The organism is Bradyrhizobium sp. SZCCHNR1017 (genome assembly GCF_032381375.1).
Classification (GTDB): Bacteria; Pseudomonadota; Alphaproteobacteria; order Rhizobiales; family Xanthobacteraceae; genus Bradyrhizobium.
Genome location: NZ_JAUHIR010000003.1, coordinates 94144 through 107184, shown reverse-complemented (window position 1 = coordinate 107184; position 13041 = coordinate 94144). Strand labels below are relative to the sequence as shown.

The window sequence follows — 13041 nt, the reverse complement described above, 5'->3', positions numbered from 1 at the left end:
TCCGAGCTCGAAATATGACAGCAGGACCTCTGAGCCGACGCGGCGCAAGATCGGCATCGTCGCGCGGTCCTGCGTGACGAGAGCGCCGGCGTCGAAGTCTGGGACGACGAGCAGCAGCAGTGTAGTCGCGGTTCGCCGGCCAAGACCGGCGAACGCTCGGACGACCTATCCCTTATACCCCATCAGCAGCCGCGGCAGCCACAGCGAGAACGCTGGGACGTAGGTCACGAACATCAGGGCGGCGATCAGGGCGGCGTAGAACGGCAGGATGGTGCGCATGACCGCGCCGACCGAGATGCCGCCGATGGCGCAGCCGACGAACTGCGTGGTGCCGACCGGCGGGGTGTTGAGGCCCAGCGCGCAGTTGATCAGCATCAGCATGCCGAACTGCACCGGATCCATGCCCGCCTTCATCGCGATCGGCAGGAAGATCGGGGTGCAGATCAGGATGGTCGCCGCCATGTCCATGAACGTGCCGAGCAGGAACAGGATGACGTTGATCAGCAGGAAGATCATCCAGGGCTGCGTCGACACCTTGCTCATCAGGTCGCCGGCGAAATCGGCGACTTCGTACAGTCCCATCAGGTACTGGAACATGGTGGAGACGCCGATCAAGAGCAGCACCACGCCGGTCGTCTTGACCGCCTTGGCGGCGGCCCGCAGGAAGTTCTGCAGGGTCATGGTGCGGTAGATGAAGAATGTCAGCAGGATCGTGTAGGTGACGGCGACGGCCGCGGACTCGGTGGCCGTGAAGACGCCGGACAGGATGCCCGCCAGGATGATGCCGACGATCAAGAGGCCGGGCAGCGCCGCGGCGAACGAGCGGAACACCTCCGCCCAGCCGGGAAACTTGCCCGCGGGATAGCCGCGCTTCACGGCGACCGCGTAGGCGGCGACCAGCATGCAGACCATCAGCACGAGCGCCGGAAGAAGACCCGCGGCGATCAGCGCGCCGATCGACACCTTGCCGCCGGCGGCGAGCGCATAGATGATCATGTTGTGGCTGGTCGGCATCAACGCGCCGACCAGCGAGGCGTGGGTGGTGACGTTGACGGCGTAGTCGGTGTCGAACCCTTCCTTCTTCATCATCGGGATCATCACCGCGCCCATCGCCGACACGTCGGCCACGGGAGAGCCGGAGACGCCGCCGAACAGCGTGCAGGCGACGACGTTCGACATGCCGAGCCCGCCGCGGATGTGACCGACGAGATTCTTGGCGAGCTGCACGATCTTGTCGGCGACGCCGCCATGCAGCATCAGCTCGCCGCTGAAGACGAAGAACGGGATGGCGAGGAACGAGAAGATGTTCATCCCCGACATCATCTGCTGGAAGATGACGGCAACCGGCAGGCCTTCATAGAGGATGGTGCAGATCGCCGAGAGGCCGATCGCAAACGCAACGGGAACGCCGAGGACCAGGAAGCCGAAGAAGGTGACGCCGAGAATAATCAGTTCCATGAGGGGACGACCTCTTCGCCGCGCAAGAGAGCAATGATGTGCTCGATGGAAAACATGACGATTAGGATTCCCGAAGCGATCAGCGGCACGTAGCGGACGACTTCGGGCAGGCCGAGATTGGCGATCTTCACGGTGCCCACGGAGGCGCCGAGGATCCAGCCGTTGTAGGCCATTGCGACGCCGAACATCGCGACCAGCACGTGGATGACGAGCTCGATCTTTTCCCGCATATGATCCGGCAGCATCACGAGGAGGCTGTCCATGCCGATATGGCCGGCGTCGCGAACGCCGACGGCGGCGCCGATCAGCGTGACATAGAGGATCAGGACCAGCGCCAGGTTCTCGGTCCAGGTCGGGCTGGAGTTGAGAACGTAGCGTCCGAACACCTGGTAGAAGACGATGGTGACGATGACGAGCAGGCCGGCGACGGACAGATACATGCCGACGCGCGCGATGACGGCGTTGATCCGCGAGAGCAGGCCGGTCGACGGACGTCCCTCCTGCTGCTCGTGGTCTCCGACATGTGGATCTGTCATTCCCGTCCCTCCCCTGGCTTTCCTGCGGCGCCGCCTGATGGCGACGCCGGACCGTATGATTGTTGTTCTTGGTAGATGTCTTTGAAGTCGCGATTTTTGCGTCGCTACTCTTATTTGGTGTCCTGGATGCGCTTGACGAGGCTCGAGAGCTTCTCGTCGCCAGCGAACTTCTGGTACACCGGCTTCATCGCGTCGACGAATTCCTGCTTGTTGGCGATCGTCACGACCTGGACGCCAGCGGCCTCGACGGTCTTGCGGGAGGTCTGCTCGCGCTCGTCCCAGAGCTTGCGCATGACCGGCACGGATTCCTTTGCCGCCTTGCGGATCATCGCCTGATCCTCCTTGCTCAGCGTGTCCCAGACCTTCTTGGACATCACGAGCACTTCGGGCGCCAGCGAGTGCTCGGTGACGTTGTAGAACTTGGCGGCCTCGAAGTGGCGCGAGGATTCGTAGGACGGCCAGTTGTTCTCGGCGGCGTCGACGAGGCCGGTCTTGAGCGCGGTGTAGACCTCGCCATAGGGCATCGGGGTCGGGTTGGCGCCGAGGCTCTGGATCATGCCGACCCAGAGGTCGGACTGCTGGACGCGGATCTTCAGGCCCTTGAGGTCGGCGAGCGACTTCACCGGCGCCTTGACCGTGTAGATCGAGCGCGCGCCGCTGTCATAATAAGCCAGGCCGACCAGGCCGGCGGGCTCCATGGCCGCCAGGATCTCGTCGCCGATCGGCCCGTCCAGGACGTTGCGCATGTGCTGCGTGTCGCGGAACACGAAGGGCAGGCACAGCGCGACGGTCTCCGGCACGAAATTGTTGAGCGGCGAGGAGTTGATCCGCATCATGTCGAGCGCGCCGATCTTGAGCTGCTCGATCGTGTCCTTCTCGGAGCCGAGGGCGCCGTTCGGAAACACCTTGACGCCGAGCTTGCCGCCGCTCGCGGCAGCGAGCTGCTTGCCCATGAACTTGACGGCTTCGACGGTCGGATAATCGGCGGGGTGCACGTCGGCGGAGCGGAAATCGCGCGCGGTCGCCAGCGGCGACGAGACCGCCAGCACAGCGGCCGCAATGATACCTGTAAGTGCCTTCATCTTGGCTTCCTCCTCAATTGATTATGTCGTTGTTGGGCAGATGCTGCAGACCGCCTTGGGTCGCTGCGCTCCAGATGCGAAGTCATGCGACAATATCACGCGTAGGGCCAGTGGCTATTTCTGTCCAAGCCAAAGGCGGCATCGATCAATGCAAGAGTTGCATCGATCCCTTGGGTGCGATCTGGCGCGATGCAACCAGCGGGTCGACCGCCCTCAATGAGGACGGCGCCGCCTCGGACGGCCGCGGAGACACTGCCGGCGCCACCTCAGATGCGATCACTTGAGATGCGATCACCTGGCCCTGTCTGGCCCTTGCGCCCGGGCGGCGGGGCTGGCATTCCCACGGCTGATCTCCGGACCGGCCCGGCGCGTTTGCCGGTTGGTTACCAGCGCCGGGCTACAGCCGGTTCCCGAGCGCTTCCCGCGGCGTTGCTCCGGCCCGTCGCGTCCGATTTCGATTCGACGAGGTTTTGAGAGCCATGACCGTACGCCTGCACCGCGGCGACCTGCCTGATCTTTCCCGCTATACCTCGTCGGTCGCGATCGACACCGAGACGATGGGGCTCAATCCGCACCGAGACCGGCTGTGCGTGGTGCAGCTGTCGCCCGGCGACGGCTCGGCCGACGTGGTGCAGATTCCCAAGGGGCACACCGACGCGCCGAACCTGAAGGCGCTGCTCGGCAACCCGGACATCACCAAAATCTTCCACTTCGCGCGCTTCGATGTCGCGGCGCTGTTTCACGCGTTCGGGGTGATGCCGCAGCCGGTCTATTGCACCAAGATCGCCTCGCGGCTGGCGCGCACCTATACCGACCGCCATGGCCTGAAGGATCTCGTGCGCGAGCTGCTCAACGTCGATCTCTCCAAGCAGCAGCAGTCGAGCGACTGGGGCGCCGAGCAGCTCAGCGAGCCGCAGCTCGCTTATGCCGCCTCCGACGTGCTGCATCTGCATGCGCTGCGCGAAAAGCTCGACGGGATGCTGGCGCGCGAAGGGCGGCTGGCGCTGGCGCAGGCCTGTTTCGCGTTCCTGCCCCACCGCGCGACGCTCGATCTGGGCGGATTCGAGGCCGAGGACATCTTCGCGCATTCCTGAAGCCGGCGAATCGCGGGCGCGTTCACGATCATTAATGTCTCGTAATGATCGCAAGCCGCCCCGCGTCGCGATTTCGCGCCAGTTCCAGGCTGCAATGGTGAAGGCGTCCATGGTAGGATGGGCGCTGTTTCGCGCGCCTCCCCGTGTCCGTCGGAGCCCTGGTGAACTCGGTCCACAACCCCGCCTATGACCCCACCCTGCAGGCGCGCTTCGCGGTCGCGGCGCGCCACAGCCGCTTCGTGCGCGTGCTGCGGGTCGCGGTGCCGGCGGCGGTCGGACTGGCGATGGCGGTCGTGATCGGCATCGCGCTGTTCAATCCGTTCCACATGGAGATCAACACCCCGAATCTCACCGGCAACCTCGTCATCTCCGGCCGCAAGATCACGATGGAGACGCCGCATCTGACCGGCTTCACGCCGGACCAGCGGCCGTATGATCTCGTCGCCCGCAGCGCGGTGCAGGACCTCACCGATCCCGATCACGTCGAGCTCAACATCCTCCGCGCCAAGGTGCTGATGGAGGATCAGTCGACGGTGACCTTGAAGGCGAATACCGGCGTGTTCGACACCAAGCAGCAGCAGCTCGAGCTGACGAAGGATATCCTGCTGACGACGTCGACGGGCTACGAGGCGCGGCTGAGCCGGGCCTCGGTCGACATGGCCAAGGGCACCGTGAGCTCGGACGAGCGCGTCGACGTCAAGCTCACCAACGGTACGCTCTCCGCCGACCGCCTGCGCATCACCGACAATGGCGAGGTCATCCGCTTCGAGGGCAATGTGATGATGAACCTCGACAACATGAATGCCGCTCCGGCCACGACGGCGAGCGCCGATCCCGGCCGTCCGGCCCGCAACGTGAAGTGACCTCATGACCACGTGCCGTTTCATTTCCGTAGCGATTCGCGGCGCCGGCTTCGCCGCGCTGGCGTTGCTCGCGCTTGCCGACTCATCGCAGGCGCAGAGCGCGACCACCGGCGTGCCCAACGCGCTGCAGGGGTTCTCGCAGAATCGCGACCAGCCGATCCAGATCGAGGCCGCCGCGCTCGAGATGCGCGACAAGAAGAAGGAGGCGACCTTCACCGGCAACGTCAAGGTCGTGCAGGGCGACACCACCATGACCTCGAAGTCGCTGGTGGTGTTCTACGACGGCGGCGCCCAGCCGGGCGGCGCCAAGGCGACCAAGGCCACGCCGGCGGCGACGCCTGGGCCGGACGGCAGCTCGGCGATCCGCCGTCTCGAGGCGCGCGGCGACGTCAAGGTGACCCAGAAGGATCAGGTCGTGACCGGCGAGACCGCGGTCTACGACACCAAGACCAACATGATCTCGATGCAGGGCGGCGTGGTGCTGACCCAGTGCAAGAACGTGATGCGCGGCGACCGGCTGACGGTGGACATGACCACCGGCGTGTCGCGCGTCGAATCCGACAGCGGGCGCGGCGTCCAGGTGCTGCTGCCGCAGGCGGGCGCGGGCACAGGCGCCGGCGGCGGCTGCGGTCCGTCGACGGCCTCGGCTCCGGGCAGCGCCGCGCCGCTGCAGCTCGGTCCAGGCAAATCGAAGTGACTTCAATTATTTAGCAAAACGCCGGCGGCCCAGTTGAACCGCGCCGCTGCTGCCTCTATCTAGCGAGCGGGCGGTTCTGTCGCAGGACCGATGCAACGGGAGGCCGTGGAGCCCGTTGCGTGGCTGCGAAAGAGTGATGCCGGACACGATTGCGATCTTGCGATCGGTCGCCTGCGTGGCGACCGCGACTTCGCCGTCAGACGACAAACTCCGAAGCGCGGCCTGCCGCGCTTTGGCCGGCCTCGCGCTCCCTGTGATCCGCGAGAGGTGAGATGCGTTCGCTCGCGGTGAGCGGGCGAGCCAGCGCTGCGGTCGATGACGGGCAGCCTCGAAGGGCGTAAGCGAAGCGGGGATGGTGGATCTACTCGGCATGTTTCGTGGGCGTCCCGCCAAGCGCGGCCAGCGAGGCTCCTCGCGCCGGCGCGACGACATCACGGCCATGGACGATCCGTTCGGCAATTCCTACAGCGATGATCCGCTCGCCGCGCTCGCCGACTCCGTGCGCGATGAAACGGTGCCGCGCATCAATCCGCGCTCGCCGCAGAACACCGAGCAGATCCAACGCAAGCGGCCGGCCTCGCAGCCGATGCCAGCCAGGCCGCGCAACAATGGCGCGGGGGGCGGTCCGCAACTGCTGCGCCGGCCGGGCTTCCTCGCCGTGCATTCGATCGAGAAGAGCTTTGGCAGCCGCCAGGTCGTGCGCGGCGTCTCGATCTATGTCCGCCGCGGCGAGGCCGTCGGCCTGCTCGGGCCGAACGGCGCCGGCAAGACCACCGTGTTCTACATGATCACCGGCCTGATCAAGGCCGATCGCGGCGCCATCGAGCTCGATGGTCATGACGTCACGCGGCTGCCGATGTATCAGCGCGCGCGGCTCGGCATCGGCTACCTGCCGCAGGAGGCCTCGATCTTCCGCGGCCTCACCGTCGAGCAGAACATCCGCGCCGTGCTCGAAGTGGTCGAGCCGTCGCGCAAGAAGCGCGAGCGCGAGCTCGACGCGCTGCTGGAAGAATTCACCATCACGCGGCTGCGCAAGTCGCCGTCGATCGCACTGTCCGGCGGCGAGCGTCGCCGCGTCGAGATCGCCCGCGCGCTGGCGACGCGCCCGAACTACATGCTGCTCGACGAGCCGTTCGCCGGCATCGATCCGATCGCGGTCGGCGACATCCAGCAATTGGTGCGCCATCTCACCAACCGCGGCATCGGCGTGCTCATCACCGACCATAACGTCCGCGAGACGCTCGGCCTCACCGACCGCGCCTACATTGTGTACGCGGGGCAGATTCTCACCGAAGGCAGCCCGGAGGAGATCGTCGCCGATCCCGACGTGCGCCGGCTGTATCTCGGTGAGGAATTCCGGCTGTAGGATTGCCGACGCGGTATTCGCAGGCTTTTGTCGCGACCGCGACAGGCGACGGAACCACTACGATCAACGCTGTTTCCAGCGAGTCCTCGCGGGCCGGTAACGGCGTCTTCCGCGCGCGCCATACTCCGTTTTTCTTATTCGTCAAGCCGTGTACATCGCGCGCGGATTAGGATAAGCAAGAATTGGACCAGTAAGGGAATGTTCTTGCTCCCATGGCGTTGACGCAGAGATTAGAATTCCGCCAGTCGCAGTCGCTGGTGATGACGCCGCAGCTGATGCAGGCGATCAAGCTGCTGCAACTGTCCAATCTCGACCTCTCCACGTTCGTCGAAGAGGAGCTGGAGCGCAATCCGCTGCTGGAGCGCGCGAGCGACGGTCCGGAAGCGCCGGTCGCCGGCGAGCAGCAGATGTCCGAGCGCCCCGAGTTCTCGGAAGGCAGCGAAGCCAACGGCGACGATTTCGGCGAGGGTGCGAGCGGCGGCGGCGAGAGCTTCGAGGGCGCCCAGGAAGACTGGATGAGCCGCGATCTCGGCACCCGTACGGAGATCGAACAGACGCTCGACACCGGGCTCGACAACGTGTTCTCCGAGGAGCCGGCTGAGGCCGCCGCGCGCACCGCGCAGGACGCAGCGCCGACCACTTACACCGAATGGGGCGGCGGCGCCTCCGGTGACGAGGACTACAATCTCGAAGCCTTTGTCGCGGCCGAGACCACGCTGTCGGATCATCTCGCCGAGCAGGCGGCGGTGGCGTTCACCGCGCCGGCGGACCGCATGATCGGCCAGTACCTGATCGATCTGGTCGACGAGGCCGGCTATCTGCCGGCCGATCTCGGCCAGGCCGCCGACCGGCTCGGCGCCGAGCAGGCCGACGTCGATGCCGTGCTCGGCGTGCTGCAGACCTTCGATCCGCCCGGCATCTGCGCGCGCAACTTGAGCGAATGTCTCGCGATCCAGCTGCGCGAGCTCGACCGCTACGACCCGGCGATGCAGGCGCTGGTCGAGCATCTCGATCTGCTGGCGAAGCGCGACTTCGTTGCCCTTCGCAAGCTGTGCGCCGTCGACGACGAGGACCTCGTCGACATGATCGGCGAGATCCGCAGGCTCGATCCGAAGCCGGGGCTGAAGTTCGGCACCACGCGCACGCAGACCATGGTGCCCGACGTCTACGTCCGTCCCGGTCCCGACGGCGGCTGGCTGGTCGAGCTCAACAGCGACACGCTGCCGCGCGTCCTCGTGAATCAGGTCTATTACTCCGAGCTGTCGAAGACGATCCGCAAGGACGGCGACAAGTCCTACTTCACCGACTGCCTGCAGAACGCGACGTGGCTGGTGCGCGCGCTCGATCAGCGCGCCCGCACGATCCTGAAAGTGGCGACCGAGATCGTGCGCCAGCAGGACGGCTTCTTCACCCATGGTGTCGCGCATCTGCGTCCGCTCAACTTGAAGGCCGTTGCGGATGCGATCCAGATGCACGAATCGACCGTGTCGCGCGTTACCGCCAACAAATACATGGCGACCAATCGCGGCACGTTCGAGCTGAAATATTTCTTCACCGCCTCGATCGCATCGGCCGATGGCGGCGAGGCGCATTCGGCAGAGGCCGTGCGTCACCACATCAAGCAACTGATCGATGCGGAAGATCCCTCCGCAATTCTCTCCGATGATACGATCGTCGAGAAGCTGCGCGCCGCGGGCATCGACATCGCCCGCCGCACGGTCGCGAAATACCGGGAGGCGATGCGGATCCCGTCCTCGGTGCAGCGCCGCCGCGATAAGCAGAGCATGCTGGCGCATGCCCTCTCGGCCCCCGCCAGCGCCGACCGCACCCGGGATACCGCGTCAGTTTGACCGCTGCGCAAGATTGCGCCTTCACCAAATAGGCTTAGTGTCATACTTGGTTCACATGAATCGAGGCGGCACATGACCCTGCGGATTTCCGGAAAGAGCATCAGCGTCAGCGAAGCGCTGCGTGGGCGCGTCAGCGAGCGCACCGACGAGGTCTTGCGAAAATACTTCGACGGCAACTATTCCGGCCATGTCACGCTCTCCAAGGACGGTTTCGGGTTCAAGACCGATTGCGCGCTGCACCTCGATTCGGGCATCACCCTGGAGGCCGAATCGAACGCGCCGGACGCCTATGCCAGCGCCGACCAGGCGCTCCTGATGATCGAGAAGCGCCTGCGCCGCTACAAGAGCCGGCTGAAGGACCGCTCGGGGCGCAAATCCCACGCCGCCAATGCGGCGCTCGCCCATCTCGACGGCGCGGTGCTGGATGCGCCGAGCTACGTGATCGAGGCGCCGGCCGAGGGCGACGAGGAGATCACCGGCTACAGCCCGGTGATCATTGCCGAGAACACCACCGCGTTGAAGCGCCTGTCGGTGTCCGAAGCCGTGATGGAGCTCGATCTTTCGGGCGCGCCCTGCATGGTGTTTCAGCACGGTTCCAGCGGCCGGGTGAACATCATCTACCGCCGCGCCGACGGCAATATCGGCTGGGTCGATCCGCCGGCGGTGAAACCGTAGCCGCGCGGACGCCTTCCAGGGATCTCCCGGCGGCGCGAAAACCGGTTCCCGATCAGGTGGTTGGCGGACCGGTTGCGACGTCACGCCACGGCAATGAAGGGATGCGATCAAGCGGTTGGGGCGCTGGCGCCTTCAGGCCGCCACGCTCCGGCGATCTTTAAGGATAGGCTGCGGGAACGCGCTTGCGGGTGTTGGCACGGCCGTTGCGTTGGGGTAGAAGCCCACCCATCGGACACGGGTTAAGCCCGCCTGCCGCCTCAGCTTCTTGACGCCGGTCTGTCCCGACCTATTTCGCACCCTGACGGTTCAATCACCTCGGAACGCCCTATGCCGATTACCGATCTGGTCGCACCCGAGGCGATCGTGCCGGCTTTGAAGGTCATCAGTAAGAAGCAGGCGCTGCAGGAGCTTGCCGCGCGCGCGGCCGCGCTGACCGGGCAGAACGAGCGCAACGTGTTCGAAGTGCTGCTGCAGCGGGAGAAGCTCGGAACCACGGCCGTCGGGTATGGCGTCGCGATTCCCCACGGCAAGCTGCCGAAGCTGGAGAAGCTGTTCGGCCTGTTCGCCCGGCTGGAGCGGCCGATCGATTTTGAGGCCATGGACGGCCAACCGGTCGATCTGGTGTTCCTGCTGCTGGCGCCGGAAGGCGCCGGCGCCGACCATCTGAAGGCCCTGGCGCGGATCGCCCGGCTGCTCCGCGACCAGGATGTCGCCAAGAAGCTCCGTGCCTCGCGCGACGCCCAGGCGATCTATTCGGTGTTGGCGCTGCCGCCCGCTTCCGCCGCCTGACGTCGTATCGCGCCGCCCCGCAAGGACCGACAAAGCCTGCTGGCGAGCCTCCGCGCGGCCCCGAGCCCGTTCGTCCGCTCGCACGTGTGCAACGGCGTCGGCTCGTAGCCGAACTCGACGACGAGCTCCTGGAATGCCTCGCTGCGGAGCAGGTCGAAATGATGCGGCATCATTCGCTCCTTGTAGATGCCGACCTTCCGGCCGCGTCCCGACGACGTCAGGCCGCGGCCGAGCACATCGAGCTCCGCGGCCGTCTTGCGCGGAAGTCCCAGGTAGTCGCAGATGCGGTTAAGGACAGGAAACGACGACCGCGCCACATCGTCGATCGCGAGCTCTGAATAGAGCTCTTCGAACTTCACGGTCAGGCAGGCTGGCGAGTCCAGCCAGCTCATGAACTTCTTGATGCCCGATCGGGGCAAAGAGAGGAGGGTCGATGTGATTCGGGAGGCGTCATCGGGGTGAGCGGCCGATCCGGCCGACCGCAGATAGGCGTTCCACTTCCGCATCTTCGGGTAGGCCGCCGAGTGGTAGACGAAGTCGACCCAGCTCACGACGATGTCGCGGGGGTCGCGGACGATGAACAGCATCTTGTGTTCTGGTCTGCCCAGGAGGTATTGCTCGAGATACGGACAATACTCGGTGTGCGAGGCGCAGGAATAGCCGGAGCGCAGGGCCGACGCCCAGAGCGGGGCCGGAAGCGCGCGTCCGTAGTCGAGCGAACCGTCGGGATTCAGCTTGCTGATCGATGACGTGTAGGTGTGATAGCCGACATCGACATGACCGCCCAGCGCTCTGACGAGTTCGACCAGCAGGTACGTCCCCGCTTTCGGCACGCTGTTGCAGATGACGTAGTAAGGGCTTGGCCCCGGCGGAGGACTGTCAAGAAAGACGTGCCGATTGGGTAGGGTCCCGAGCGCAAGCTCTCGAAAGACGCCTGCATCAAGCCGTGATCCATGCATCTGCCATCCCTACACATGCGCGTCACACATCGGACTAGCGCGTGCCGCAACAGGGACAACTTAAGGATTGGACACCTTCGCCTTAAACCGGGTCGGATTGTATCTGGTTGTCAAATCGACCGTTCCGGACATCGGCGGAAACAAATTTCTCAAAAGCACTTCGGCAGCCGCTTCGTCCTTGGCCGGCTATCGCAATGATCTCGCCATGTAGCGCACCGTCTTGGCGCCGCCATGGATGCCGGCCGTCGCCAGCGGCGCGAAGCCGAGCGCAGCATGAAACGCGTCCGACTGCGGATTGGGCGGATCCAGATTGACCTCGCAGACGATGCGGTCGTGGCCCGCCGCGGTCGCCTCCCGAATCAGCTCCTCATAGAGCTGCCGCGCCAGGCCCCGGCCGCGGGCGGCCGGCGCCACCACGATGCGGTCGACATAGACGAACCGATCGTAGCGCGCGCGAAACCAGCGGTGATTGGGATTATCGTAGACGGCGGCATGGTCGAGCGCGATCATCAGCGCATCGGCCCTGCCAATTCGCCAGGCCAGCCATGCCCGATCGAGCAGTTGCAGGAGCGTTTCGGGCGTGAGCCACGACAGCTCGGAGGCATGCGCATTGTTGAGCGCGAGCAGTGCGTCCGCAAGCGCAGGATCTGCACGCAGTCCGGCCGGGCTCATGGGTGTCGTCATCAAGGTCATGCGCGGCCATCGTTACGAGCAGAAAAAAGGGCCGTCCCCGTTTCCGGGGACCGCCCTCGTGTCAGTCCGTGAGCTGCATGCTCCTCATGAGCATCGCGTCCCAATGAGCGTTGAGTCCCACGAGAAGCGGCCGTTGTCAGCGCTGCGGCTCGGCCTTTGCGTCAGTGGACGCTCACGGCCTGGAGTTCGTGACTCCACGCATTCGCAATCGCCGCTTCGCGGCTGTCGGTGAGCATGATCGGCGTGCCGTCGGCGGCATGCAAGGCGAACAGCTTCAGTCCCGGTGCGATGTGCGGCGCCTGCGGAAACAGTCCCGGTACGTCCTCGGAGCGGATCTGCTTCACGTAAGCGATGTGGCCCTCGCCCAAGGTCGCCAGCGACTCCAGGGAGACGGGGGATTCCGACGCAACATTACCTTCAGTCATGGTCTCGACTCCTTCTGAGACTCAAGCGGTCGAGTCCGCTACTCGTTCCATCAACCATTATTCGTGTTCATTGATCGCTATTGTCTTAACGATCCGCTCAGGCTCTGGCCTGGCCAGATCGACCGACAACAGCCCGTTCTTCAGGTCCGCACCAAGCACATGCATTCCCTCCGCCAGCACGAAGGTGCGCTGGAAGTGGCGCGCGGCGATGCCGCGATGAATGTATTGCCTGGTCTTGTCGTCCTGCTGCCGGCCGCGGATGACGAGCTGGTTTTCCTCAATGGTGACATCGAGTTGGTCGCGGGTGAAACCCGCCACCGCCAGCGTGATCCGCAGACGCTCGGGCTGGCCATTGGTGCGTTCGAACCGCTCGATATTGTAGGGCGGATAGCCGTCGGCACCTTTGACGACGCGGTCGAGCACGCGCTCGATCTCGTCGAAGCCCAGCAGGAACGGACTGGAGAGCGAAGGAACACGAGACATGGTTTACAAAGTCCTCTCGAAGCGACTTTGATGTATCAGGGCCCTGACGGCACCCCTTGAGCAGCAATATG

14 protein-coding genes are annotated in these 13041 nt (G+C 65.0%); 7 read left to right on the top strand and 7 right to left on the bottom strand.

Features of this window, described 5'->3' with window-relative positions; translation table 11 throughout:
- Window positions 1–165: 165 nt before the first annotated feature.
- From QW863_RS09385 to QW863_RS09375, 3 genes are all read right to left on the bottom strand, one after another.
- Window positions 166–1458 (bottom strand): TRAP transporter large permease, encoded by a 1293-nt coding sequence (locus tag QW863_RS09385; protein WP_315716864.1) that lies wholly within the window; start codon window positions 1456–1458, stop codon window positions 166–168.
- Entirely contained in the window at window positions 1449–1994 is a 546-nt protein-coding gene (locus tag QW863_RS09380) for a TRAP transporter small permease (RefSeq protein ID WP_315716865.1), read from the bottom strand. The genes QW863_RS09385 and QW863_RS09380 overlap by 10 nt, the downstream gene beginning before the upstream one ends.
- Window positions 1995–2104: 110 nt before the next feature.
- Window positions 2105–3076 carry a TRAP transporter substrate-binding protein gene (locus tag QW863_RS09375; RefSeq protein WP_315716866.1) on the bottom strand — a complete coding sequence of 324 codons (972 nt, stop codon included), beginning with the start codon at window positions 3074–3076 and terminating at the stop codon, window positions 2105–2107.
- A 479-nt stretch (window positions 3077–3555) separates the two neighbouring features.
- Here QW863_RS09375 and QW863_RS09370 point away from each other — a divergent pair, with 479 nt between their 5' ends.
- The 7 genes from QW863_RS09370 to ptsN all read left to right on the top strand — a co-directional run bounded on the left by QW863_RS09370 (window position 3556) and on the right by ptsN (window position 10410).
- A complete protein-coding gene (locus tag QW863_RS09370; protein ID WP_315716867.1) occupies window positions 3556–4170 on the top strand; it encodes a ribonuclease D in 615 nt (204 codons plus the stop codon).
- 161 nt (window positions 4171–4331) lie between these two features.
- The gene (lptC, locus tag QW863_RS09365) at window positions 4332–5033 is read left to right on the top strand and encodes an LPS export ABC transporter periplasmic protein LptC (RefSeq protein ID WP_315716868.1); all 702 of its coding nucleotides are present in this window, start codon (window positions 4332–4334) and stop codon (window positions 5031–5033) included.
- A gap of 4 nt (window positions 5034–5037) precedes the next feature.
- A complete protein-coding gene (locus QW863_RS09360; protein ID WP_315716869.1) occupies window positions 5038–5730 on the top strand; it encodes an LptA/OstA family protein in 693 nt (230 codons plus the stop codon).
- Window positions 5731–6082: 352 nt separating this feature from the next.
- On the top strand, window positions 6083–7096 hold the full coding sequence (gene lptB, locus QW863_RS09355; protein WP_315716871.1) for an LPS export ABC transporter ATP-binding protein: 1014 nt from the start codon (window positions 6083–6085) through the stop codon (window positions 7094–7096).
- A 212-nt stretch (window positions 7097–7308) separates the two neighbouring features.
- Window positions 7309–8946 (top strand): RNA polymerase factor sigma-54, encoded by a 1638-nt coding sequence (gene rpoN / locus QW863_RS09350; RefSeq protein WP_315716872.1) that lies wholly within the window; start codon window positions 7309–7311, stop codon window positions 8944–8946.
- A gap of 72 nt (window positions 8947–9018) precedes the next feature.
- Complete coding sequence (gene hpf, locus QW863_RS09345) at window positions 9019–9621, top strand: ribosome hibernation-promoting factor, HPF/YfiA family (RefSeq protein WP_315716873.1); 603 nt, start codon at window positions 9019–9021, stop codon at window positions 9619–9621.
- A 327-nt stretch (window positions 9622–9948) separates the two neighbouring features.
- Entirely contained in the window at window positions 9949–10410 is a 462-nt protein-coding gene (ptsN, locus tag QW863_RS09340) for a PTS IIA-like nitrogen regulatory protein PtsN (RefSeq protein WP_315716874.1), read from the top strand.
- Here ptsN and QW863_RS09335 read toward each other — a convergent pair.
- The 4 genes from QW863_RS09335 to QW863_RS09320 all read right to left on the bottom strand — a co-directional run bounded on the left by QW863_RS09335 (window position 10371) and on the right by QW863_RS09320 (window position 12970).
- Window positions 10371–11243 (bottom strand): hypothetical protein, encoded by an 873-nt coding sequence (locus QW863_RS09335; RefSeq protein WP_315729361.1) that lies wholly within the window; start codon window positions 11241–11243, stop codon window positions 10371–10373. The two genes, ptsN and QW863_RS09335, sit on opposite strands and share 40 nt — an antisense overlap.
- 312 nt (window positions 11244–11555) lie before the next feature.
- On the bottom strand, window positions 11556–12062 hold the full coding sequence (locus QW863_RS09330; RefSeq protein WP_315716876.1) for a GNAT family N-acetyltransferase: 507 nt from the start codon (window positions 12060–12062) through the stop codon (window positions 11556–11558).
- A 161-nt stretch (window positions 12063–12223) separates the two neighbouring features.
- Entirely contained in the window at window positions 12224–12487 is a 264-nt protein-coding gene (locus tag QW863_RS09325; RefSeq protein ID WP_009026315.1) for a DUF1150 family protein, read from the bottom strand.
- Window positions 12488–12544: 57 nt separating this feature from the next.
- Window positions 12545–12970, bottom strand: coding sequence for an Hsp20 family protein (locus QW863_RS09320; protein ID WP_006613108.1), 426 nt, complete (start codon window positions 12968–12970; stop codon window positions 12545–12547).
- Between the last annotated feature and the right edge of the window lie 71 nt (window positions 12971–13041).